20 protein-coding genes are annotated in these 24,024 nt (G+C 70.5%); 7 read left to right on the top strand and 13 right to left on the bottom strand.

The features are described from left to right. Nucleotides 1-2: 2 nt before the first annotated feature. The 4 genes from ABN273_RS22775 to ABN273_RS22760 form a co-directional block, all read right to left on the bottom strand. Nucleotides 3-821, bottom strand: a complete 819-nt coding sequence (locus ABN273_RS22775; protein WP_349450974.1) for a carbohydrate ABC transporter permease — start codon at nt 819-821, stop codon at nt 3-5. Beyond that, on the bottom strand, nt 821-1,738 hold the full coding sequence (locus ABN273_RS22770; protein WP_349450973.1) for a carbohydrate ABC transporter permease: 918 nt from the start codon (nt 1,736-1,738) through the stop codon (nt 821-823). The genes ABN273_RS22775 and ABN273_RS22770 overlap by 1 nt, the downstream gene beginning before the upstream one ends. Next, nucleotides 1,735-2,799, bottom strand: a complete 1,065-nt coding sequence (locus ABN273_RS22765; protein WP_349450972.1) for a LacI family DNA-binding transcriptional regulator — start codon at nt 2,797-2,799, stop codon at nt 1,735-1,737. The genes ABN273_RS22770 and ABN273_RS22765 overlap by 4 nt, the downstream gene beginning before the upstream one ends. 263 nt (nt 2,800-3,062) lie before the next feature. Beyond that, on the bottom strand, nt 3,063-4,322 hold the full coding sequence (locus ABN273_RS22760; RefSeq protein ID WP_349450971.1) for an MFS transporter: 1,260 nt from the start codon (nt 4,320-4,322) through the stop codon (nt 3,063-3,065). Nucleotides 4,323-4,345: 23 nt separating this feature from the next. On the opposite strand from ABN273_RS22760, the gene ABN273_RS22755 reads away from it, so the two are divergent. The 3 genes from ABN273_RS22755 to mihF all read left to right on the top strand — a co-directional run bounded on the left by ABN273_RS22755 (nt 4,346) and on the right by mihF (nt 6,491). Further along, nucleotides 4,346-5,572 carry an ROK family protein gene (locus tag ABN273_RS22755; RefSeq protein ID WP_349450970.1) on the top strand — a complete coding sequence of 409 codons (1,227 nt, stop codon included), beginning with the start codon at nt 4,346-4,348 and terminating at the stop codon, nt 5,570-5,572. Between the two features lie 105 nt (nt 5,573-5,677). Beyond that, on the top strand, nt 5,678-6,082 hold the full coding sequence (locus ABN273_RS22750) for a GlcG/HbpS family heme-binding protein (RefSeq protein ID WP_349450969.1): 405 nt from the start codon (nt 5,678-5,680) through the stop codon (nt 6,080-6,082). A gap of 103 nt (nt 6,083-6,185) precedes the next feature. Continuing rightward, complete coding sequence (mihF, locus tag ABN273_RS22745; protein ID WP_043641121.1) at nt 6,186-6,491, top strand: integration host factor, actinobacterial type; 306 nt, start codon at nt 6,186-6,188, stop codon at nt 6,489-6,491. 71 nt (nt 6,492-6,562) lie between these two features. Here the strand turns inward: mihF and ABN273_RS22740 are convergent, their stop codons facing one another. Both ABN273_RS22740 and ABN273_RS22735 read right to left on the bottom strand, forming a co-directional pair. Further along, entirely contained in the window at nt 6,563-7,210 is a 648-nt protein-coding gene (locus ABN273_RS22740) for a response regulator transcription factor (protein ID WP_349450968.1), read from the bottom strand. Further along, entirely contained in the window at nt 7,201-8,436 is a 1,236-nt protein-coding gene (locus tag ABN273_RS22735) for a sensor histidine kinase (protein WP_349450967.1), read from the bottom strand. The genes ABN273_RS22740 and ABN273_RS22735 overlap by 10 nt, the downstream gene beginning before the upstream one ends. A 199-nt stretch (nt 8,437-8,635) precedes the next feature. Between ABN273_RS22735 and ABN273_RS22730 the strand changes: the two genes are divergently transcribed. The 4 genes from ABN273_RS22730 to ABN273_RS22715 all read left to right on the top strand — a co-directional run bounded on the left by ABN273_RS22730 (nt 8,636) and on the right by ABN273_RS22715 (nt 14,290). Then, nucleotides 8,636-9,913, top strand: coding sequence for an acyltransferase family protein (locus ABN273_RS22730; RefSeq protein WP_349450966.1), 1,278 nt, complete (start codon nt 8,636-8,638; stop codon nt 9,911-9,913). A 47-nt stretch (nt 9,914-9,960) separates the two neighbouring features. Next, a complete protein-coding gene (locus ABN273_RS22725) occupies nt 9,961-10,458 on the top strand; it encodes a GNAT family N-acetyltransferase (protein ID WP_349450965.1) in 498 nt (165 codons plus the stop codon). Nucleotides 10,459-10,490: 32 nt separating this feature from the next. Next, nucleotides 10,491-12,998 carry a DEAD/DEAH box helicase gene (locus tag ABN273_RS22720; RefSeq protein WP_349451190.1) on the top strand — a complete coding sequence of 836 codons (2,508 nt, stop codon included), beginning with the start codon at nt 10,491-10,493 and terminating at the stop codon, nt 12,996-12,998. A gap of 797 nt (nt 12,999-13,795) precedes the next feature. Beyond that, on the top strand, nt 13,796-14,290 hold the full coding sequence (locus tag ABN273_RS22715; protein WP_349450963.1) for a DUF2087 domain-containing protein: 495 nt from the start codon (nt 13,796-13,798) through the stop codon (nt 14,288-14,290). Here the strand turns inward: ABN273_RS22715 and ABN273_RS22710 are convergent. The 7 genes from ABN273_RS22710 to ABN273_RS22680 form a co-directional block, all read right to left on the bottom strand. Further along, complete coding sequence (locus ABN273_RS22710) at nt 14,287-15,885, bottom strand: beta-N-acetylhexosaminidase (RefSeq protein WP_349450962.1); 1,599 nt, start codon at nt 15,883-15,885, stop codon at nt 14,287-14,289. The two genes, ABN273_RS22715 and ABN273_RS22710, sit on opposite strands and share 4 nt — an antisense overlap. An 11-nt stretch (nt 15,886-15,896) precedes the next feature. Beyond that, complete coding sequence (locus ABN273_RS22705; protein ID WP_349450961.1) at nt 15,897-17,834, bottom strand: NPCBM/NEW2 domain-containing protein; 1,938 nt, start codon at nt 17,832-17,834, stop codon at nt 15,897-15,899. 11 nt (nt 17,835-17,845) lie between these two features. Next, complete coding sequence (locus tag ABN273_RS22700; protein ID WP_349450959.1) at nt 17,846-19,390, bottom strand: alkaline phosphatase D family protein; 1,545 nt, start codon at nt 19,388-19,390, stop codon at nt 17,846-17,848. A gap of 217 nt (nt 19,391-19,607) precedes the next feature. Then, nucleotides 19,608-20,909 (bottom strand): ABC transporter substrate-binding protein, encoded by a 1,302-nt coding sequence (locus tag ABN273_RS22695; protein WP_349450958.1) that lies wholly within the window; start codon nt 20,907-20,909, stop codon nt 19,608-19,610. 14 nt (nt 20,910-20,923) lie between these two features. Further along, nucleotides 20,924-21,733: a carbohydrate ABC transporter permease gene (locus ABN273_RS22690; RefSeq protein WP_349450957.1), complete on the bottom strand. Its 810-nt coding sequence runs from the start codon at nt 21,731-21,733 to the stop codon at nt 20,924-20,926. A 9-nt stretch (nt 21,734-21,742) separates the two neighbouring features. Further along, a complete protein-coding gene (locus ABN273_RS22685) occupies nt 21,743-22,678 on the bottom strand; it encodes a carbohydrate ABC transporter permease (RefSeq protein ID WP_349450956.1) in 936 nt (311 codons plus the stop codon). Next, entirely contained in the window at nt 22,675-23,991 is a 1,317-nt protein-coding gene (locus ABN273_RS22680; protein WP_349450955.1) for a glycoside hydrolase family 36 protein, read from the bottom strand. Before ABN273_RS22680 ends, ABN273_RS22685 begins: the two co-directional genes overlap by 4 nt. Between the last annotated feature and the right edge of the window lie 33 nt (nt 23,992-24,024).

The following is a 24,024-nucleotide window of genomic DNA, read 5'->3' as shown; positions in this document are numbered from 1 at the left end:
TCCTAGCCCTTCACGGCGCCGGCCATCAGGCCGGACTTCAGTCGCCGCTGAATGATTGCGAAGAAGATCAGGCTCGGGATCGTCGCCATGAGCGACGCCGCGGCCAGCGGGCCGAGCCTGGCCACCCCCTCGGGGCCGGTGAACCTCACCAGCGTGAGCGGGAGCGTCATGACATCGGGGTTCTGCAGGATCACGAGCGCGAACATGAACTCGTTCCACGACGAGATGAACGAGAACAGCAACGTGGCCACCACCCCCGGCGCCAGCAGCGGCGCGACCACGCTCGCGATCGAGCGCAGCCGGGTCGCGCCGTCCACGGCTGCGGCCTCCTCCAGCTCGCGCGGCACCGCGCGCACGTACCCCTGGAGCATCCACAGCGCGAACGGCAGCGTGAACGTCACGTGCACCAGCACGAGCCCGGGCAGCGTGTTCACCAGCGCCATGTCCCGCAGGATCATGAAGAGCGGGATGATGATCAGGATGAACGGGAACACCTGGCTGACCAGCACCCACCCGATGGCGATCTTGTTGAGCAGGCCGCGGTAGCGGGCCATGGCGTAGGCGGCCGGCAGGGAGATCAGCACCGTGATCGCGCTGCTGAACAGCGCCACGACCAGGCTGCGCGCCGCGGCCCCGACCAGGTCCTGCTCGCCGAACGCGTCGGCGAAGTTGGCCAGCGTCGGGTCACGCGGGATCCACGTGGGGTCGGCCAGGGCCATCTCCCTCGGCGTCTTCAGCGCCGTCGACAGCAGCCAGACCAGCGGGAACGCCAGGAAGACGATGTACGCGAGCAGCGCCACGTACTGCGAGCCGCGCCTCATCACTTGGCCTCCCTCATCTGGCGCCACAGGTACAGTCCGAGCACGGCCAGCACGACGATCGCCATGGCGAGGCCGAGCATCGAGGCGTAACCGGCCATCCGGTACCTGAACGCCTCCTCGTACGCGAACAGCATCGGCAGCCGCGTCTGCCCGCCAGGCCCGCCCTGCGTGAGCACGTAGACCAGGCCGAACTGGTTGATGTTCCACACGAAGTCGAGCGAGGTGATCGCCACGATCACCGGCCGCAGCTGCGGCAGCGTGATGCTCCAGAACCGCCGCCAGCGGCTCGCGCCGTCCACCTCGCCCGCCTCGTAGAGCTCCTTCGGGATGCCCTGCAGGCCCGCCAGCAGCACCACGGTGGTCTGCGGCATGCCGGTCCAGACGCCGACCACGATGATCGCGGGCAGCGCGAGCGAGAAGTCCGCCAGCCAGTTGATGTCCGTGCCCAGCAGGTCGTTCAGGATGCCCGCGTCGGGGTGGTAGACCAGCTTCCACATCAGTCCGATGACCACGGGCGGCATCGCCCACGGCACCACCGCCAGCACCCTGGCCACGCCCCTGAACCGCAGATTCTGGTTCAGCAGCAGCGCCAGGCCGAGCGCGGCCAGGAACTGCAGCACGGTCACGGAGACCGACCAGATCGCGCCGATCTTGAACGAGGACCAGAACTCGTCGTCGGTCAGCAGCCGGCTGAAGTTCTCCAGGCCGACGAATTCCGTCTCGTGGTTGCGTGTGTTGCGGGCGTCGGTGAACGCCAGGCCGATGCCGTACAGCAGCGGGCCCACGCTGAACAGCAGCACCGGCACCAGGGCGGGCAGCATGAGCAGCCACATCTCGCGCGTCTGGCGTGAGAGCCGGCGGCGCTTGGCGCGCCGCGTCCCGCGCGGCGGCGCCGCTCTCGTCACGGTCGCCGTCACGCCTCCTCCTTCGTGCTGTCTGTACGGGCACGGCTCGCGCCCTCGTACCCGGCGGCCGCCGCTCCGGCGGTCGAGGCGCGGACCACGAGGCGAGGCGGCACGGTGATCAGCCGCGGCTCGCGGTCGCCGCCCTGCAGCCGCTCGAGCAGCAGCTCGGCGGCGGCCTTGCCGCGCTCGGCCGACCCCAGCGAGACGCTGGTCAGCGAGGGCCAGGAGGCGGCGGCCAGGTCGGTGTCGTCCATGCCGACCACCGCCACGTCGTCCGGCACCCGGCGCCCGGCCGCCCGCAGCACGTCGAGCGCGCCCAGGGCGATCAGGTCGTTCGCGCACAGCAGCGCGTCCACGTCGGGGACCCTGGCGAGCAGCTCCGCCACCGCGCGGCCCCCCTCCGCGCGGTAGAAGTCGCCGATCTGCACGAGGTCCTCGTCGTAAGGCAGGCCCAGGTCCCGCAGCGCCTCCCGGTAGGCGTCCCCGCGAGAGGCGCCGGGAACGGTGTCCAGCGGGCCGTTGACCATGGCGATCCGGCGGCGGCCGAGCGAGTACAGGTGATCGACCGCCAGCCGGACGCCGGTCCGGGAGTCGGCCCGTACGTTGTCCACGCGGGTGCCGTCGGGCACGGAGCCGATGATCACGACGGGCGCCCTGGCGGCGGCCAGCATCTCGAGGTGGGCCTCGGTGACCCGGAGCGGGCTCATGATCAGCCCGTCCACGTACCGCTCGCCCAGGCTGTGCAGCACGTCGATCTCGTCGGCCACGACGGCGTCGGTGGAGTGCAGCACCAGCCGGTATCCGGCGGCCTTCAGCACGGGCTGGATCTGGCGGAGCATCGCCAGGTAGGCGGGGTTGCCGACGTCGGCCATGGCGAAGGCGACCTGGTGGGTGCGGCGCGACTTGAGCGACCTGGCCACGGCGTTGCGCACGTAGCCGAGCTCGTCGGCGGCGGCCATCACCTTGCGCACGGTCTCCTGCCGGGTCGGCAGGCCGTTCAGCACCCGCGAAACGGAGGCGATCGAGACACCGGCACGCTCGGCGATCGTGTTGATCGTGGGTCCGTCGGCCAAGGTTGTCCTTCCATGGTGTTGTAAACGTTTACGACCAAGGCTCTGTAAACGTTTACGGTGTTTGGCACATGAAACATGGGCGTAACTTCCCAGGTCAAGTCACGATCGCGTAACGCCAGGTCAAGCGGGGGCGTGACCGGCTCCTACCCCACCGGCGAGGCGGCACGGCGGGGTAGGCCGGGCGTGGCCGAGGCCGACGGTCAGCCAGTGTTCTGGAGAAGGAGCGTGCCGTCGCTGTTGAAGGCCGATTGCCGTTACCCGAGTCAGTCGCGGGCGGGAGCGGGCGCGGGGTGGTCGCCTGTTCCGACGAGGGGCGAGTCGTCGGCGGGAGCCGATGAGAGGCGGGTCAGGGAGCGGATGGCGGGGGCGCCGGCGAGGGTCACGACGGCGGCCAGGACCGCGGGGATGATCAAGGCGATCGGGAGGGAGGACGCCTCCGCCACGTAGCCCAGCACCGCGGGCCCCAGGAGGAGGCCGCTGTAGCCGAAGGCCGTCACCATGGCCAGCGCGCGCCCCACCCGGCCGCCGGCGGCGCCGACCGCGCTGAACAGGACCGGCACCACCGTGGCCAGGCCCACACCGGCCAGCGCCCAGCCGGTCCAGGCACAGACGACCCGCAGGGTGCCGGCCGCCAGCGGCGAGGCCAGGACCAGGACGTAGCCGGCCGTCGCGAAGAGGCCGGCCAACTGGATGGTGCGCATCGAGCCGAGGCGGGCCCTGATCGGGTCGCCGAGCAAGCGGATGGCGGTCATGGCCACCGAGAAGATCGTGTACGCGAGCGGCGCCATCGCCGGATCCGTCTCCAGCACCGTGCGGGCGTGCAGCGCGGCCCAGTCGATGGCCGCGCCCTCGCTCAGGTGGCCGGCGAACGCGGCCAGGCCGAGGAGCGCGATCAGCCCCCAGCCCAGCGACGAGCCCCGCGAGGCGCCCTGCTCCGGCGAGGAGGCGTGCGCGGGCGGGTCGGGCAGCAGCAGGCGCGCCGCAGCGACGTACAGGAAGGGCACCACCAGCGCCGCCACGATGAGCAGCAGCTGCGGGTCCACCCCGGCCTTGAGGGCGAGCGAGGTGAGCCCGCCGCCGGCGGCCCCGCCCAGGCTCCACGTGCCGTGGAAGGCCGAGATGATCGGGCGGCCGTAGCGGCGCTCGACCTCGACGGAGTGGGTGTTCATGCCGACCTCGGTCACCCCCAGCCCGATCCCGAACAGCACCGCCAGCACCACCAGAGACCAGTACGAGGGCGCGAGAGCGGGCCCCAGCAGGACCAGTCCCGAGAAGGGACCGCCCACCCAGCACACCCGGCGGCTCGACCACCTGTCCACCAGCGACCCGGCCACCAGCATCGACACCAGCGCGCCACCCGAGATCAGCAGCAGGATGCTGCCCAGCCGGGCGAAGCCGAGGTCGAGCCGGTCGTTCAGGGACGGGAGTCCGGCGGCCCACAAACCCATCACGAAACCGGCGAGGAAGAAGAACCCGAACACTCCGGCACGAGCGCGTCTGGCGTCAATGAGGTTTTTGTTCACGGCTAGAGCATAAACTGTTGACCGTGATTGGGGCTACGACGAGTGGTGAACTTCGCACGCACAACCGGGTACGGCTGCTGCGCGCCGTGCACGACTGCGGGGCCGCCCGCACCAGGTCACAGCTGACCCGCGACCTTCGGCTGGCGAGGGGGACGGCGTCGGTGCTGGTCGCGGGGCTGGCCGAGGACGAGCTGTTGCACGAGGAGCCGGCGCGGGAGCACGCGCGAGGGCGTCCGACGCAGGTGCCGGGGCCGCACCCGCGCGGCCCGCTCGCGCTGGCCGTGGACGTGCGTGAGGACGCCTGGGAGCTGGCGGCCTGCGAGCTGGGCGGCCGGACGACGGTGCTGGACCTCCAGCCCCACGACGGCACGCCTGAGGGCGTTCTGGGCCCTTTGGGCGAGGCCATCGCGGGGCACAGGCGCCGCCTCGGGCATCGGGTGGTCGGCGTCGGGGTGGCTCTGGCGGGCCCGGTCCGGCACGGCGGCCTGGTTGACATCGCCCACCTGGGCTGGCGCTCGGTCGACGTGCCACGGCTGCTCGGGGTGGAGGCTGAGCCGATCGTCGGGAACGACACCGCGTTCGCGGCGCTGGCCGAGGCCCGGCGGGGGCGGCTGCGGGGGGTGCGGGTGGGGCTGCACCTGCACGTGGACTTCGACCTCGGCGGCGTCCTCGTGGTGGAGGGCCGGCCGCTGGGCGGGGCGAGCGGCACGGGCGCCGAGTTCGGCCACATGCCGCTCACCGGCGGCGACCGTCTCTGCCCGTGCGGCGCGATCGGCTGCTGGGGCATGGACGTCGGCGCGAACGCCCTCCTGCGCCACGTCGGCCTCGCCTACGGCGGCGGCAGGGGCCGGGCCCAGGCTGAGCAGGTGCTGGCCACCAGCGAGGAGGCGGTCGCGGCCAACGCGAGAGCGCTCGGACGCGGCATCGCGGCCCTCGTGAACGCCCACGACCCCGAGGTGGTGACCCTCTCGGGCCACGGCGTGGAGCTGTCCGAACGGGCCGGGAAGGTCCTGATGGACAGCTGCGGGCCCGGCCTCATGGCGATCCGCCGGGATCAGCCGCCCAGGATCGAGGGCTCGGCTCTGGTCTGGCGGGGCGCGCTGCTGGGCGCGATGGAGTCGGTGTTCGACGCCTTCCTCACGCCGGAAGGTCTCGAAACATGGCGGGAAAACCACCCTGACCAGGCTCGCGACACGCCCGAGCGGCGGAATGTGACGCATTCCACCCTGAAGGGGGCGAGGCCGCTATAGCCCGCACCCGTAAGACCCATGTTAGCGATCTTGCCGCGCCCGGCCAAGGGCGGTACGCATGGAAGGAAAACCCATCACGACCTCAGGGACCCGAGGGAAGCACGCGTGAATCTGGAACTCGCGCTCCGCATGACCGAGGCGGCCGTCAGGCAGGCGATCCGCGAAGGCGTGGCGATCTCCGTGGCGGTCGTGGACGAGGGCGGTCATCTGGTGTCTTTCCAGCGTATGGAGGGTGCGGGGATCGCCGGGCCGGTGCTCGCGCAGGGCAAGGCGTACACCTCGGTGGCCCTGCGCGGGTCCACCGCGGAGCTGGCCGCGCGGACGGCTCCAGGAGGGGACCTGCAGGGCCTGCCACGGGAGGGTTTCGTGTGCGTCGCAGGCGGCGTCCCCCTCTGGGCTGACTACGGTGAGGGATGGCGCGTGGTCGGCGGCATAGGGGTCAGCGGGGGCACGGTCACGCAGGACGTGGTGTGCGCGGAAGCGGCCGGCGAGGTGTGGCGGACACGGTGAGAGGGCGCTTTCCGCAACACGAACCGCTGGTATCCGCCATGATTAGCCACTGCACCACGGGTAACAGAACCCGAACGTAAAACTCCCCGAGGAGAGAACTGAGATGGCACTTCCCACTCTCACCCCCGAGCAGCGTCAGGCGGCTCTGGCCAAGGCGGCCGAGGCCCGCGCCGCCCGCACCGCTCTGCTCGCCAAGGTCAAGGCCGGCGAGCTGACGTTCGCTCAGCTGCTGGAGCGCGACGACGACATCGCGAAGAAGATCAAGGTCTCCCAGGCGCTCCGCGCCGTCAAGGGCGTCGGTCCGGCCAAGGCCACCGCGCTGATGGAGGAGGCCGGCGTCGACGAGAAGCGCCGCCTCGGCGGCCTGGGCGCCCAGCAGCGCAAGAAGCTGGTCGACGCGCTCGGCTAAATCAGCCGAGCGGCCAGGTCCGCGCGCGGCGCCGCGCGGACCGGCCAGCCCCCCGACCGGGCCGGGAGGGGTCAGGAACGCAGATAGGTCAGTACGGCGAGCACCCGCCGATGCTGGTCGCTGTCCTCCGCGTAGAGGCCGAGCTTGTTGAAGATGCTCCGGATGTGCTTCTCCACGGCCCCGTCACTGATCACGAGCTGCCGCCCGATGGCCGGATTGGACTTCCCCTCGGCCATCAGCCCGAGCACCTCGCGCTCCCGCGGCGTCAGCTGCGCCAACGGGTCGTCCTTGCGTCTGCGCACCATCAACTGGGACACCACCTGCGGATCGAACACCGTGCCGCCCGCGGCCACCCGCCGCAGGCCCTCCAGGAACTCGTCCACGTCGACGACCCGGTCCTTCAGGAGGTAGCCCACCGCGCCCCGGGCGTCGGCGAGCAGGTCGTCGGCGTAGGAGACCTCGACGTACTGCGACAGGATCAGCACGGGCGCCCCCGGCACCCTGCGCCGCGCCTCCACGGCCGCCCTGAGCCCCTCGTCGGTGAACGACGGCGGCATGCGCACGTCGACCACCGACACGTCCGGCTTGTGCTCGGCGATCGCCGCCACGAGGCCGTCGCCGTCACCGACGGTCGCGACCACCTCGCAGCCGAACTCCTCCAGCAGCCTGACCAGGCCCTCCCTGATCAGGACCGCGTCATCGGCCACGACTACCCGCACGGCACCTCCGCCACGATCAACGTCGGCCCGCCGTCCGGCGACTGCACCTCGAGCTCCCCGTCAACGGCACGGAGCCGGTCGGCCAGCCCGGCGAGACCGTGTCCCTTGGCGACGTGTGCGCCGCCGACCCCATCATCCCCGATCGTGAGCACGAGAGCGTCACCTATGCGGGCAAGCTGGACGGTGCACGTGGTGGCGCGGCTGTGCTTGGCCACGTTGGTGAGGGTCTCGGCGCAGACGAAGTAGATCGCGTTCTCCACCGCGGCCTGGTAGCGCTCGACGGTCTGCACGTCCAGATCGACGGGGACCGTGCACCGCCCGGCCAGGGCGGCCAGCGCGGGCGCGAGGCCGCGGTCGGACAGGATGGGCGGCGCGATGCCGCGCGAGAGCGCGCGCAGCTCGTCGAGCGTCTCCCTGGTGGCGGTGATGGCCGACTTGATCGTGGCCTGCGCCGCCTCGGGATCCTTGGACAACTGCCGCTGCGCCCTGGACAGCTCCATGGCCAGCGAGACCAGCCGCTGCTGCGGCCCGTCGTGGATGTCGCGCTCCAGCTTGCGCAGCGCGTTGGCCTCGGCGGAGACGGCGGCGGCCCGGCCCTCGGCCAGGTCGTCGATGCGCTCCTGCAGCTCGGCCACGCCGGTCAGCAGCGCCCGGCCCAGCCCGGCCCGCAGCAGCGCGGCGCCGCGCACGACGAACGGCAGGAGCAGCGCGAAGATCAAGCCGATGGAGACGTTGAAAATCGAGTCGACGAGGTAGCTGTCCTCGAAGCCGAGCAGCACGGGTAGCCCGCTGTAACCGGGATCGCGCCGGATGACAATGCCGTAGATCGGCCACGTCAGCCCTGCCACAGTGGCCGCCCAGAACGCGATGGTGAGCACGAACGCCAGGATCGCGAGCGGCAGGTTCAGGATGCCGTGCAGCAGGTCGAGCCAGGACTGCCCGCTGGTCAGCGGGTTGACCATCCGGCGGAAGCGGCCCGCGCTGGGCGGAGCGGGCTTGTAGCGGGGCCGTACGGGCGGCCGCTTGAGCACGTCGGACAACCAGCCGCGCTCCGCGTCGGCGAAGCCCCGCGCGGCCAGCAGCGTGCCGGCCAGCAGCGGCACGCCCACCCAGACGACCGTGGTGCCCACGCCGGCCGCGAAGCCGGCGATCATGATCACGAAACCGATGACGGCCGTGGGGAAGCCGACCAGCGTGTAACGGGTGTCGAGAAGGACACGCCTCATCCGGGAGCGCATGGAATTCACGGTAGGACCTTTGATCGGGCGAGACGAGCGGGTGCACAGGTGTGTGGGGGTAGGGCCAGCCCTACCGGCCGGGGTGACGTGATCTCGACCTGAAGAGGGCGGCGAGCGGCAATGTGCCCGAGCGCCCGCGACGAGAGCCTTGAGCCATCCACTCCCTCCCAAAAATCGAGGCTCCCCCATGACCGTCCTGCTGGACCGCCCCATCGCCCCGGTCGAACAGCGACCGCGTCGCACGGCGGGCGCGCGCACAGCGGTGCGGGATCCGTTCATCGACCTGCTGCGTGTCTTCGGCATGGCGCTGATCGTGTTCCAGCACTGGACGATCCCCGTGCTGACCTACGACGGCGGCCGGCTGGCGACGGGCAACGCGCTGTCGACGCCGGGGGTGTGGGTGGTGACGTGGCTCAGCCAGGTCATGCCTCTGGTGTTCTTCGCGGGCGGCGCGGCGAACGCGATCAGCTTCGGCCGCTCGGGCGGGCGCCCGCAGCGGTGGCTGGCGGCCCGGCTGCGCCGGCTGGCCTGGCCGCTGCTGCCGCTGGCCGCGGTGTGGATCCCGCTCCCCCACGTGCTGCTCACGCTGGGCGTGCCCGAGCAGCCGCTGGAGGTGGGCGCGCGGCTGACCGGCCAGCTCCTGTGGTTCCTCGCCGTCTACCTGATCGCCGTCACGGCCACGCCGCTGGCGCTGCGCCTGCACGAGAGGTACGGCGTGCTGGTCCCCTTGTCGCTGGCGGCCGGGGCGGTGCTGACGGACGTGGTGCGCTTCTCCAGCGGGTTCGACGCGCTGGGCTACCTGAACGTCGTGTTCGTCTGGATGGCGGTGCACCAGCTCGGCTTCTTCTACGCCGAGGGCCGGCTGCGCCGACCGTGGGCACTGGCGGTGGGCGGGTTCGGCGTGGCGGCGCTGCTGGTGGCGTACGGCCCGTACCCCGGCAGCATGATCGGCCTGCCGGGCGCCGAGGTGTCGAACATGGCCCCGCCCACCCTCGCCATGCTGGCCGTCGGGGTCGGGCAGATCGGGCTGGCCGCGCTGCTGCGGCCGTGGCTGGTGCGGCTGAACACGGAGCGAGTGCTGGCCTGGGCGGGCCCGCGGATCATGACCGTGTACCTGTGGCACATGCCGGCCCTGTTCGCGGTGACCGGCGTGGTGGTGGTCCTGCTGGGCATCGACACGCCGCGCCCCGGCAGCGCGTTCTGGCTGGCGGGGTGGCCGCTCTGGTTCGGGCTGCTGTGCCTGGTCATGTGGCCGCTGCTGAAGGGGTTCGCCAGGTTCGAGGCGCCGCCCGCGCTGCCGTACGGGCAGGCCGGGTGGGGCGGCACGCTCGCGGCGGTCGTGCTGGTCGGCGGCGGGGTGCTGACGCTCACGATCGGCGGGTTCGCGCCCGGCGGCGGGCCGTTCCTCGCGGTGCTCGCCCTGCTCGGCGGGCTGCTGATGACGGCCCCTCGGACACGGGCGTGAGAATCCGGAAACACCCCCGTCACATGCCGTTGAGCAGAATGGTCGCCATGACGAACGTTCGGGGTCTTGTCGAGGCCGATCTCCCAGCCGTCGCCGACATCTACGCCCACTACGTGACCGGCAGCGTGGCCACGTTCGACGAGACGCCGCCCGGGCTGGACGAGTGGCGGGCGAAGGCGGACGGCATCACGGGCGCGGGACTGCCGTTCCTGGTGGCCGAGGTGGACGGAGCGGTCGCCGGGTACGCCTACGTCGCCCAGTACCGCCCCAAGCCCGCCTACCGGCACACGGTCGAGGACACGATCTACCTGGCGCCCGGCTTCCCGGGACGGGGGCTCGGGAGGCTGCTGCTCGGCGAGCTGATCAAGAAGGCCGGTGAGTCCTCCGCCCGCCAGATGATCGCGGTGATCGCGGACTCGGGAGACCCGGCGTCGGCGCGGCTGCACAAGGCGTTCGGATTCGAGGAGGTCGGGCGGCTGCGGGCGGTGGGATTCAAGCACGGACGCTGGATCGACACGGCACTGTTCCAGCTGTCTCTGGCATAGAGCGGTTCGACCACCCGGCAAACTTCGGCAGGATAGAGAGCGTGAGCCTACTCCTTGACCGCCTGCCCGAAGACATCGACGCCGAGCCGGACGCGATCTTCGACGCGTTCGTGCAGTGGAACTCCGAGCGGGGGCTCACGCTCTATCCCGCCCAGGAGGAGGCGCTCATCGAGGTCGTCTCCGGCAGCAACCTGATCCTGGCCACGCCGACGGGCTCGGGCAAGTCGCTGGTGGCGGCGGGCGCCCACTTCACCGCGCTGACGCGCGACCAGCGCACCTTCTACACCGCGCCGATCAAGGCGCTGGTGTCGGAGAAGTTCTTCGACCTGTGCGCCGTCTTCGGCACCGAGAACGTCGGCATGATGACCGGCGACGCCAGCGTCAACCCGGGCGCGCCGATCATCTGCTGCACCGCCGAGATCCTGGCCAACGTGGCCCTGCGCGACGGCGCGGCGGCCGACATCGGCCAGGTCGTCATGGACGAGTTCCACTTCTACGCCGAGCCCGACCGCGGGTGGGCCTGGCAGGTGCCGCTGCTTGAGCTGCCCAACGTGCAGTTCATCCTGATGTCGGCCACGCTCGGCGACGTGTCGATGTTCGAGCGCGACCTGACCAGGCGCACCGGCCGGCCGACGGCCGTGGTCAAGCACGCCGAGCGGCCGGTGCCGCTGGTCTACTCGTACCGGATGACTCCTCTGCACGAGACGCTGGAGGAGATGCTCAAGACCGGGCAGGCGCCGGTCTACGTCGTGCACTTCACGCAGGCGGCGGCGATGGAGCGGGCCCAGGCCCTGATGTCCATCAATATGGCGACGAAGGCAGAGAAAGAGGCCATCGCCGCGATGATCGGGGGGTTCCGCTTCACGACCCGGTTCGGACGGGCGCTCTCGCGGCTCGTGCGCCACGGCATCGGCGTGCACCACGCCGGGATGTTGCCGAAATACCGCCGCCTGGTGGAGCGGCTGGCCCAGGCGGGCCTGCTGAAGGTCATCTGCGGCACCGACACCCTCGGCGTCGGCGTCAACGTGCCGATCAGGACGGTGCTGTTCACGGCGCTGTCCAAGTACGACGGCAACAAGGTGCGGCGGCTGCGCGCCCGCGAGTTCCACCAGATCGCGGGCCGGGCCGGCCGGGCCGGGTTCGACACCATCGGCTACGTCGCCTGCCAGGCCCCCGAGCACGACATCGAGAACGCCAAGGCCCTCGCCAAGATCGGCGACGACCCCAAGCGGCGGCGCGGCTACGCGCGCAAGAAGCCGCCGGAGGGGTTCGTGGGCTGGAGCGAGGACACGTTCCAGAAGCTCCAGGAGGCCGAGCCGGAGCCGCTCAACTCGCGCTTCAAGGTCAGCAACGCCATGCTGCTGGCGGTGATCAACCGGCCGGGCGACTGCTTCCAGGCGATGAAGCACCTGCTGACCGACAACCACGAGGACCGCAAGTGGCAGCGGCGGCACATCAGCCAGGCCATCGCGATCTACCGGTCGCTGCTGGCGGGCGGCATCGTCGAGCAGTTCGCCGAGCCCGACGAGCAGGGCAGGCGGGCCAGGCTGACGATCGACCTGCAGGAGGACTTCGCGCTCAACCAGGCGCTGTCCACGTTCGCGCTGGCCGCGTTCGACCTGCTCGACCGCGAGTCGCCGTCGTACGCGCTGGACATCGTCTCGATCGTGGAGTCGATCCTCGACGACCCGCGCCAGATCCTGTCGGCGCAGCTGAAGAAGGCGCGCGGCGAGGCGGTCGCGCAGATGAAGGCCGACGGCATCGAGTACGAAGAGCGCATGGAGCAGCTGGCCGAGGTCATGTACCCCATGCCGCTGGAGGCCCTGCTGCTCGGGGCCTACGAGACCTACCGGCGCGGGCACCCCTGGGTGGGCGACTACACGGTCAGCCCGAAGTCCGTGATCCGTGACATGTACGAGCGGGCCATGACCTTCAGCGAGTACATCCAGTTCTACGAGCTGGCCAGGTCCGAGGGCACGGTGCTGCGTTACCTGGCCGACGCCTACCGCACGCTGTCGCGTACGGTGCCCGAGCACCTCAAGACCGACGACCTGGTCGATCTGATCGAGTGGCTCGGCGAGCTGGTCCGCCAGGTCGACTCCTCGCTCATCGACGAGTGGGAGAAGCTCACCAACCCGGCCGAGGCGCTGGAGCGGCAGGAGCAGCTGGAGACCAAGGTGCGCCCGGTCACGGCCAACCCGCGGGCCTTCCGCGTGCTGGTGCGCAACGCGATGTTCCGGCTGGTCGAGCTCTGTGCCCTGGAGAAGGAGGAGGAGTTGGAGGAGCTCGCCCCCGACGTCGACTGGGGCGCGGCGCTGGACGCGTACTACGCCGACCACGAGGAGATCTTCACCGACGCCGACGCGCGCGGGCCCGCGCTGCTGCGGATCGAGGAGGAGAGCGGGCTCTGGAAGCTCCGGCAGACGATCAAGGATCCGGCCGGCGACGGCGACTGGGGCATCGACGCCCAGGTCGACCTGGCCGCCTCCGACGAGGAGGGCCGCGCCGTGCTCCACGTGATCGGGCTCAACCGGCTCTGAGGCGCCGTCCTGGGGACGCTGGGGCTGCCCCCGAAGCCCAATGCAGCCCCAGAAAACGACAAGCCGTGTGCCGGAACGGACTGGCAAGGGCGTCCCGGCACAGGCCTGTCGATTCAGTGTCGTCCGGAATACGTCGGGGTCGTGTCATGATCGTGTCCCGAGATCGAGACATTTCCCGCAATCAGCATTCGGCGATGGTGCAGATCTTGGCGAGCATGCGGTTGGTGTCCTTCGTCTGCTGCTTGAAGTCGCTCGCGGCGGGCTTGCCCCACTCGCCGGCCACCGTTTGACGTGCTCTCCGCCGTGAACGGCAGAGATTCCCGTGCTGCTCACGCAGCAGATCATGCCGCCTACACGGCACGATCTATGGAACGGGACGCTTGACGCTTCACCGACCCGCCCAACGGCGAGTCTCCACGTCCTATCACCGCCCGTCCGGCGGCATCGTTATACCAATGAATCAAGGAAGTGATCTCTCAGCCAGCTTGGTTATCGCTTGCCTGTTCGACCGCAAGAACCATACCGTACGTGGCCGCGAAGTCACAAGGAGTTTCGGTCACTGCACGCTCGCGCCCCAGAGGGCACTCAAGCACGGGCCTTCACCATCCCGCCTGAAGGCGGGAGCACTGGCCCGCATTTCCGGTAGACGATCAGGGCGTGGCGGCCTTCTCGTACAACAGGAAGTTGTTGGGGATGGCGACGGCGACGGCGAGTAACAGCGCTGAGATCATGGGACAAAATGGTATGGTTCGCCGCGTTCAGCGACGTGCCACAGGTTGCGGAAGGTGCACCCAGGCGTGAACGACGAAGACATCAGACGCGTCCTCGGGCTGCTCTACCAGGAAGACACGTTACGGACCTTCGCCTCCCTGGTGCTCGGCGACACCGACGGCCTGCCGCCCAAGGCGCTGGAGAAGCTGGCCGCCGGCGGTCTGGCGGCGTGCGACGAGAGCGGCAAGTGGCGGGCCACGCCCGAGCGCTTCCGTGAGCTGCTGCGGGCCCGGGCCGAGCCGGCCGAGCAGCTGAGCGAAGAGGAGCGGGTGCTGCGCACGTTCCTGGTGAACGGGCGGCTGACGACCATGGGGATGCGGCGCGACAAGCGGCTGGTGGTGCTGCGCTACATCGCCATGGTGTTCGAGCCCGGCGTGCGCTACCCGGAGAAGGACGTGAACGTGGCCCTGCGGGCCTTCCACGACGACTACGCGGCGCTGCGCCGCTATCTGGTGGACGAGGGGCTGCTCTCCAGGGAGGCCAACGTCTACTGGCGCAGCGGCGGTCACGTGGAGGTCTAGCGGGACCTCAGGTTGCTGGTCCAGGCGTCGAGCTTGGCCTGCCAGCCTTCCGGGTCCTCCGGCCGCCCCGGCACGCCCGGCCGGGTCTGCCAGGGCAGCGGCCCCTCCGCCCGCCGGTACTCCACGCCGATCGCGTCCAGCCGGGGCAGGTGCGCCGCCAGCCGCGCCCGGAAATCGTCCAGGTCCCGTTCTGGAGAGCTCCACACCGTCTCGGCGAAGGCCGCCAGCCGGGGGAAGGCCATGAAGTCCGCGTGCCGGCTGGAGTCGATCAGCTCCGTCCACAGGCCGCACTGCGCGCCCAGCACGTGGGCGGCGGCCGGTTCGCCGCGCAGCTCGGCGGGCACGGGCTCGAAGGCGTAGACGTCCTCCAGCGTGAGCACCGGCCCGAACGGCACCGGCTCCGCCTCCCCCGGCCCCTGCCGATAGTCCAGGTAGAGGCTCGTGTTGGAGCAGTTGATCACGTCGTGGCCGCTCCTGGCGGCGGCCACCGCGCCCAGCTCGCCGCGCCACGACGCGACCACCGCGCCGGGCGCCAGGCCGCCCTCCAGGATCTCGTCCCAGCCGACGAGCCGGCGCCCGCGCGCCGTCAGGTAGGCGTCGAACTGGTGGATGAACCAGCTCTGCAGCTCCTCCTCGTCCCGCAGCCCCAGCTCGGCGATGCGCCGCTGCGCCGCGGAGCTGGCCTGCCACTGATCCTTGCGGCACTCGTCCCCGCCGAGCACGATGTACGGGCTGGGGAACAGCTCGAGCACCTCGTCCAGCACGTTCTGGAAGAACTTGACCGTGCCGTCCTCGACGTTGAGCACGTTCTGGCCGACGCCCCAGCCGGTGCGCACCTCCAGGGGCGTGCCCAGGTTGCCGAGCTCCGGATACGCGGCGATGGCGGCCTGCGTGTGCCCCGGCAGGTCGATCTCGGGGAGGACCGTGACGTGCCGGGCGGCGGCGTACGCGACGATCTCCCTGATGTCGTCCTGCGTGTAGTAGCCGCCGTGCGGGCGGCCGTCCATGGCGCCGTTCCAGCCGGTCTGGCTCTCCTTGCGCCACGCGCCGACCTCGGTCAGCCTCGGGTAGCGGCGGATCTCGATCCGCCAGCCCTGGTCGTCGGTGAGGTGCAGGTGCAGGACGTTCAGCTTGTGCAGGGCGAGCAGGTCGATGAAGCGGAGCACGTCCCGCTTGGGCATGAAGTGCCGGGCGACGTCGAGGAGGCAGCCGCGCCACCCGAATCTCGGTGCGTCCTCGATGTACGCGCCGGGCACCTCGAAAGGCCCGCCCCGGGCCTTCCTGAAGGCGGCGGGCGGCATGAGCTGCCTGAAGGTCTGCGCCCCGTAGAACGCCCCGGCGGGACCGCCCGCGACGATCTCCACCGTGGCACCGACGGTCAGCCGGTACGCCTCCGGCGGCAGATCGCCGAGCGACAAGGTGATCGTTCCCGAGCCCCCTGGCAGGAGCTGGCCTCCGGTGACGGGGGCGAGCTCACCGCGCAGCCAGGCGGCCGCCTCGCCGAGCGCCGGGTCGGCGGCCAGCGAGGTCTCGCGGCCGAGGACGAACGCCCCTGGCCTGGACTCGTGCTTGACGGGCTTGGGAACGATCAACAACGGCGAACTCCTTACTTGCAGGTGATGGCGGCGTCGGCGAAGTCGGCGTGGTCGGAGGTCGCGTTGTCGCCTCCGTTGGTCGCGACCAGCCGGACATATCTGGCGCCCTCGACGGACGCGGTGACCTTGCGGGCGGGCATGGCGCCGGTGAGCACGCCCGAGTGGGCGACCCGGCCCCCGTCGGCCCAGACCTCGAAGCCGGCCGAGCCCGCCGGGCCGACCTCGTCGTCGATCCCGGCCTGGAACTCCACGGCCGTGCAGCGCCCGGCGGTGTAGAACTCGATCTCGGCGGGCGCGTGGGCGCCGAGGCCCTTGGCGTACGTGGCGCCCTCGATGGTGATCGGCTTGCCGTCGCCGGCCGCCTTGTCGCCGTTGCTGGTGTCCTTCTCGACCGGCCCGAAGTAGTTCTTGGCGCTGGTCCAGGCCACGTCGCTGAGGTACGTCCGGCCCGAACCCGGCGCCGCGGCGACGGTCACGACGGCCATGGCGGTCTGCGTGCCCTGCGTGAAGGTGAGCTCGTAGTTCCCCGGCGTGGCGCCGGCGGGCGGGGTGACGGCCCATTTCACGGTGAGCGTCTCGCCGCCGTCCAGCTTGCCGGCCCTGACAGGCGTGCGCGCGGCGGCCTGCCACCCGTCCGGTACGCGCGCCGCGACCTCGACGTCGCGCAGGCGCGCGGTGGCCCCCGTGTTGGTGACCCTGGTCAGGATCTCGCCGGTCTTGCCCGGCTCCAGCACCGAGGGCCGGTCGTCGCCGAGGAACTTCGGCGGGTCGGCCTCGAACGTCACCAGCGGCGGCGCCTGCTCCCGGCTCTCGGCGACCCGGTAGAGCAGGGCCGCGTGCGCGGGAACCTGGGCAGAGAGCCCGCCCCTGGAAGAGCTGACCGTGCCGCTCCACAGCTCCTCGACCCGGTGGCGGGACCCACCGAGCGTCGTCGAGATGGTGGCCGCGCGGTCGCTCTCGTTGAACAGCGCGATGGCCCGGTCGCCGTTGGCCAGCGGCTTGGACAGCACGTGGTACCAGCCGTCGGTCTTCACGAACGTGCCGTGCGCGCCCAGCGGGTCCTGGTCGACCGCGACGACCTTGGGGTTGGCGACGATCGCGGGCGGCGCCGCGGCCGGGTCGGCCTGCAGGAACAGCGGGGACGCGCCGATCGCCCAGAGCGTGAACTGGGTGCGGTACTCGGTCTCGGTCATCCCGCCGCGCCCGGCCTGGATCAGGTCGGGGTCGGCCCAGCTGCCCGGGCCCGCGTGCTCGGCCCTGAGCTGGTTGGTCTCCCAGATGTCCACCATGTTGGGGTAGGCGTCGGGGATGGGGCGGTTGTAGACGTTCGTGCGCCAGGTGGTGGCGCCCGCGCTCTTGCCCCAGAGCCACGGCACGGTGCCGCCGTCCTCGTTGTTCATGGCGAACGCGACGTCCGCCCCGAGGGCCTGACGCATGCGCGGGTAGAGGGTCTGGGCGATCTGCTGCACGTTCTGGCCGGGGAAGTCGGCCGTGGGGATGTTGCACCAGTCGTACTTGACGTAGTCGACGCCCCAGCCCTTGACCTGCTCGGCGTCGGCGGCCTCGCTCTTGTACGAGCCGGGGCCGCCGCCCGAGCAGGCCTTGGCGCCGGCCGACAGGCTGAGGCCCAGCTTCATGCCCTTGCCGTGCACGTAGTCGGCGAGGGCTTTCATGCCGCCGGGGAAACGGGCGGCGTCGGGGGCCAGCGCGCCGTTCGTGCGCTGCGCGGCCAGCCAGCAGTCGTCGATGACGACGTACCGGTAGCCGAGCGGGACGAGGGGCACGAGGGCGTCGGCGGCCTTGCGTACGGACGACTCCGAGACCGAGCAGCCGAGCGAGCGGCTGTTCCAGCCCATCGGCGGGCCGGCGGCGGCGTCCGCGGTGCCGGCTAACGGCACGAACGGCATGGCGAGCAGGGCCGCCGCGGCGGCGGCCGTGAGGATGCGCATGGGAGGTCCTGTCAGGCGGGGTTGAGTCTGGCGGCGCCCGGCTCGATGACGAAGGAGCCGGAGGTGTAGGCAGGGGCGTAGGGCTCGGTGACGCGCGACAGCGACCGGAAGTCGACCTTCATCTCCTGCTGTGTGATCTTGGTGCGCACGTAGCCGCGGCGGCCGTTGAAGAACTTCACGTGCGGGTTCTCGTTGAGCAGGACCTGCGTGTTGGGGTACTCGTCCAGGCCGTTGCCCGCGCTCGTCACCGAGGTGGTGACCAGCTCCACGGCGACGGACTTCGACTCGGGGTCCTGGTAGTCGCGCTTGACCTCGCCGGCCCAGTGGGAGTGCACGTCTCCGGTGAGCACGACGGCGTTGCGCTGGTAGGTGTCGATGGCGGCCGTCAGGCGGTTGCGGGAGGCGACGTAGCCGTCCCAGCCCTCGTTCGAGTAGCCCTTGCCCTCACCGTTGGCCCAGTCCATCTCCATGAGGAAGACCTGCTGTCCGAGCAGGTCCCAGGTGGCGCGCGAGCCCTTCAGCGCGCCGTCGAGCCACGCCTCCTGGTCGCGGCCCAGGATCGTCCTGTTGGGCTCGAGCCGGTCGAGGCAGTCGGGGCCGACGGTGCCGCTCTTGCCGGTGCACGCGTACAGGTCGCGGTACTGGCGGGTGTCGAGCAGGTGCAGGTTGGCGACCGCGCCCCAGCGGATGCTGCGGTAGAGCCTGAGCGCCGAGCCGTCCGGCTTCTGGGCGCGGCGCAGCGGCATGTTCTCGTAGTACGCCTGGAAGGCCGCAGCCCGGCGCGCGAGGAACGGCGGGTCGGGCTGCTCGGGCACGTCGCCGGCCCAGCCGTTCTCGATGTCGTGGTCGTCCCACACCACGACCCAGGGGGCGATGGCGTGGGCCAGCTGCGACTCGGGGTCGGCCTTGTGCTGGGCGTGGCGCAGCCGGTATCCGGCCAGGTCGAGGCACTCGCCGCCGGCCTGGTCGCGGACCGGGTACTTGTAGTCGCCGTACTCGTAGATGTAGTCGCCGAGGAAGGCGATCAGGTCGGGCTGGTCCTCGGCCATCCTGCGGTAGGGCGTGAACCAGCCCACCTGGTAGTCGGCGCAGGAGGTGAACGACAGGTTCAGCGCCCGGCTGCGGGCGCCCGGGGCCGGGGCGGTGAGGGTGCGGCCGACGGGGCTGATCTCGCCCTCGGCCCGGAAGCGGTAGAAGTACTCGGCGCCGGGGGCGAGCCCTTCGAGCTCGACGTGGACGCTGTGGGCCGCGCCGGGGCGGGCGACCTCGGCGCCGGCGCGTACGACATGCCGGAAATTTTCATCTTTGGCGAGCTGCCACTGGACCGGCACCGTGCGGTCCGGCATGCCGCCGAGGCCGTCGAGCGCGATCGGGTTCATGGCGAGCCGGGTCCACAGGACCACGCCATCAGGCGTGGGCTCACCGGAGGCGACGCCGAGCTGGAAGGGGTCGGAGAGCGGGGCGCGACGGGCCGCCGCGCGCACGGGAGCAGCACCCAGTGCGGCGGAAATGCCCAGGCTCGCGCCCCCGGCGAAGAGGGAACGCCGGGTGATCATGGGGGTCCTTTGCTATATTGAACACGGGCGATAACCAAGCCTGTACGGAACGACATCACAAGGCGGCCGGGCCGGTCGTCTCAGGGCGTGGAGACCTCCAGACGGTGGTCGGGTCTGTGAAGCGCCAAGCACCCCGTTCCATAACTCGCGGCGTTCGCGCCGAGGGTTCCCGCCGCAGGCGGGACGGGAATCCTCGTCGTTTACGGCGAGGTGCAGGTCAATTGACGGTGGCGTTGCCTTCGGTGACAGCCTGGTTGGCGGCGGCTTCTGGAGTGAGTTTTCCGAGGTACATCTCGTTGAAGATCTGGTTGAGCTTCGTCTCGAAGCCGGTGAAGCCGGTGGTGACCGGCAGCGAGAAGGTCGAGCCCTCGGCCTCCGTCGCGAACGGCGAGACGTCGACCTTCTTCGACTTCCAGAAGTCGACGTAGCCCTGGCTGAGGCCGTTGAGTGCGGGGAAGACGTAGCCGCCGTCGGCCATCGTCTTCTGCGGCTCCTGGGTGCCGAGGTATTCGGCCAGCTTCATGGCCTCCTTGGGGTGCTTGCTCTTGGCGTAGACGGCCTCGGCCAGGCCGTTCAGGTTGACCGAGCGGCCCTTCGGCCCCTCAGGCATGGGCGCGACGCCGATCTCGAAGGTGGCCTCGGGCGCCACGAACGGCAGCAGCGCGTTGTTGGCGGGGAACATCGCGACCTTGCCCGCCTTGAACATGTCGGTGACCTTGCCGGTGGGCGGGTTGGTCTGGGTGGCGGGCGGGGAGACGTGGTGCTTGTTCACCAGGTCCACGCCGAACTGCAGCGCCTGCACCGACGCCGGGTCGTTGAAGGCGTACTTGCCGAAGGGCTTGTCGACGAGCTTGCCGCCGTTCGAGCTGACCCAGTTCATCCACTGCGTCTGGTAGTGGTTCCAGGAGGCGAAGCCGTACGACTTGACCTTGTCGGGGTCGAAGCCGGCGTCGCCCGGGTGCTTGCCGGCCTCGTCCACGGTGAGCTTGCGTGCCGTGTCGAGCAGGGTGCCGGTGCCGTCCGCCGCCCAGGTGAGCTTGTCGGGCATCTCCACGCCGGCCTTCTTGAACAGGTCCTTGTTGTAGAGCAGGCCGACGATTCCCCAGTCCTTGGGGACGCCGTACAGCTTGTCCTGGTAGGTGAAGGAGCCGACGACGGTCTGGTGGTACTTCGACCGGTCGACCTGGACCGGGCTGAGCACGCCCTTGGTCACGTATTCGGGGAACTGGGTGGGGCTCATCCAGAACACGTCCGGCGCCGTGCCCGCGACGACGTCCGCGGTGAGCTTCGTCCAGTACTGGTCGTACGGCAGCAGCTCGATGTTGACGTCGATGCCGGGGTTGGCCTTCTCGAAGGCGGCCATGACCTTCTCGTAGCCGGCCTTCTGCTGGTCGTCCCAGAGCCGGTAGGTCAACGTGACCTTGCCGGACTCGCCGCCGCCCGAGCCTGAGCCGCACGAGGTGAGGGCGAGCAGGACGGCGCCGAGCAGCGCCAAGCGAATCGGGGGGTTGTGCAACATTCGCTGACCTCTTCTTACTTGAGACCGGTGAGGACGACCGATCTGACGATGTGCTTCTGGAAGAAGATGAAGACCGCCACCATCGGCACCAGCGCGATCAGGCTGCCGGCCATCATGAGGTTGTAGTCGACGCCGATGCCCTGCTTGAGCGTGGCGATGGCCACCGTGATGACCTTGGTGTCGTCGCTGCTGGTGATGATCAGCGGCCAGAGGAAGCTGTTCCACGAGGAGATCACCGTGATGATCGCCAGCGTGCCGAGTGCCGGGCGGCAGAGCGGGAGCATGACGCGGAGCAGGATCGTCAGCGGCCCCGCCCCGTCGATCCGCGCCGCCTCCTCCAGGCCGGAGGGCAGGGTCTTGAAGAACTGCCGCATCAGGAAGATCCCGTACGGGGTGCCGAGCACGTACGGGGCGAGCAGGCCGTACCAGGTGTTGACGAGGTCCAGCTCCCGCATGATCAGGAACAGCGGGATCATCGTGACGGCGCTCGGCACCATCATCGTCGCCACGAACAGCCAGAACAGCACGTCCCTGCCCTTGAACCGCAGGCGCGCGAACGCGTACGCGGCGAACGTGGTGAACACCAGCTGGCCCGCCGTCAGCAGCGCCGTCATCACGGCCGTGTTGAGCAGGTAGCGCGGGAAGTCCCCGGCCAGCATCTTCGCCAGGTTGTCCGCGGTCGGCGGCAGCCCGGGCAGCCAGGGGGCCGTCTCGCTCAGCTGCGCCTGGGTCTTGACCGCGGTCAGCACGACGAGCAGGTACGGGAAGACGGAGACGAACGCACCGGCCGCGAGCACGGCGTACAGGAGGATTCGCTTGGCCATGGTCTCCGCTCAGCTCAGGTCGTAGGTGGTGCGCTTGCCGAAGAACCTGACCTGCGCCATCGTCGCCAGGAAGATGATCAGGAAGAGCAGGGTCGACAGCGTGGCCGCGTAGCCGAAGTCGAACTCCTTGAACGCGGTCTGGAAGATCCTGAAGTTGATCACTTCGGTGGTGTGGCTGGGGCCGCCGTCCGTCATCGCGTACACCGTGTCGAACACCTGGAAGGAGCCGATCAGGTTGGTCACGCTGACGAAGAACATCGTGGGGTTGAGCAGCGGCAGCGTCACCCGCCAGAACCGCTGCGCCGGGGTGGCGCCGTCGGTCTCGGCCGCGTCGTGCAGCTCCTTCGGGATGCCCTGAAGCCCGGCCAGGAAGAACAGCATGTTGTAGCCGGTGTACTGCCAGACGCTGACCAGCGCGACGGCGGGCAGCGCCCACGTGGGGTCGGACAACCAGTCCGGGCCGGTGATCCCGACCAGCGCGAGGGCGCTGTTGATGGCGCCGTCGCGCGGGTCGAAGATCCAGCCCCAGATCAGGGCCAGGACGATGGGGGTGGCCATCCACGGCACGACGAAGAGCGACCGGTAGAACCTGACGCCCTTGATGCGCTGGTTGAGCAGCATGGCCACGCTCAGGGCGAGGACGGTCTGCAGCGGGATGCAGAGCAGGACGTACGCGATCGTCACGCCGAGCGAGTGCCACGTCTGCCCGTCGCCCGCCAGACGGCGGTAGTTGTCGAGGCCGACGAACTTCGGGTCCGAGAGCAGTTCCCAGTCGAAGAGGCTGAGGACGAGCACGATGACCATGGGGAGCAGCAGGAAGGCCAGCACGCCGAAGAGGCTGGGCGCCACGAACAGGTACGCGTGCCAGCCGCTCCCCCGCCTGCGCCGCCCCTTCGCCGCCTGGACGTCCCGCACCAGGCCGCTCTCCGCGGTGTGGCTGGTCACGACGGGTCCGTCGCCGTCGGGACCATGAGGCGCCTGGTCGTCTCCAGGCCCCAGTCGTCCAGGGCCGCGATCGGGTCGCTCGATCCGCGCAGGCCGCCGGTGCCGGCGAGGTGCTCCGCCCACTCCTCCCGCGCCTCCACCTCGGGGCGCAGGATGATGCAGTCCGGGTCGTTGACCCACCACCGGGCGTGCAGGAACTCCCGGGCCGCCCCCGTGAGGCGGGCCCCGAGCTGGGACGGCTGGCTGATGTCGCCGGACTTGGGCTGCACGGTCGGCGCGATGTCCGGGCTGACCCGCATGATGTCCACCAGGCCGATGCTGGGCAACATCGGCGCCCCGCACCCGTGCAGGGTCGCCTCCGCGCCGGCGCCCCGGCGGATCAGCTCCAGGCCGCGCCGGTACGCGGCGATCGGGTCGAGGTCCTCGTGCCGCCCGCCCGCGAGCGCTCCCGCGTAGACGAAGTCGAGCTTGAAGTGGCTGATCCCCATCGCGCTGAACGTCCGGAAGACGTTCACCAGGTGCTCGGCAACCTCGGGGTGGGTGACGTCGAGCACCGCCAGTTCCTGGTCCCACATGCGTCCCGCGTACGCGCCCCGGACCAGCCAGTCGGGGTGCTCGCGGAAGATCCGGCTGCGGTGGCCGACGAGGAACGGCGCGGTCCAGATCCCGGCCCGCCGGCCGGCGTCCGTGACGGCGTCCACGGCCCTGGCGAGCGAGCCGAACTCGGGCCGTCCCTCCAGCCAGTCGCCGATCTCGGCCTCGTAGCCGTCGTCGATGAGGAACATGTCGGCGCCCAGGCCGAGCCGCTCGGAGAGCTGGAGGTTCTCGATGACGTCGGCGTCGGTGACTTTGTCCCAGTAGCCGTACCAGGTGCACCATATGGGCGGGACGGCGGGGAACGTCCTCCGGGGCCCCGCCGCTGTGTCCGCCATGGTGTCTGCCCAGTCGCGCAGGGCCTGGTCCAGGCCGCCTTCCGAGCGGTGGTGGCGTACCGGGCCGTCGGCGGAGACCACCAGGCGGCCGCCCTCCTCGCGCGCCCTGATCGACGGCACCTGCAGGGGGCTCGGCGCCGACCAGAGCTCGACGGACCCGTCGCCCGGCTCGACGGCCAGGAGCCCTTCGCCCTGGAACACCCCGTCGGGGATGGGGGTCTCGGGGCGGTAGGCGAGGATCTGGATGGTCTCGTCGGCGGGCCTGGGCGGGGCCTCCGTCAGGCGGTACGCGCCCGTGGGGCTCCACGACTGCCAGCCCTGCTCGAACACCCGCGCCTCGCCAGGGCCACACCTGATCTCGCCGATGTCAGCGAAGGACATCCTGATTCCTCTCGACTTTCAAAGGAGCCCTTC

Origin of the sequence: Nonomuraea sp. B19D2, assembly GCF_040137845.1 — a bacterium.
Taxonomy (GTDB): Bacteria; Actinomycetota; Actinomycetes; order Streptosporangiales; family Streptosporangiaceae; genus Nonomuraea.
This window is presented reverse-complemented; position numbering and strand designations above follow the sequence as displayed.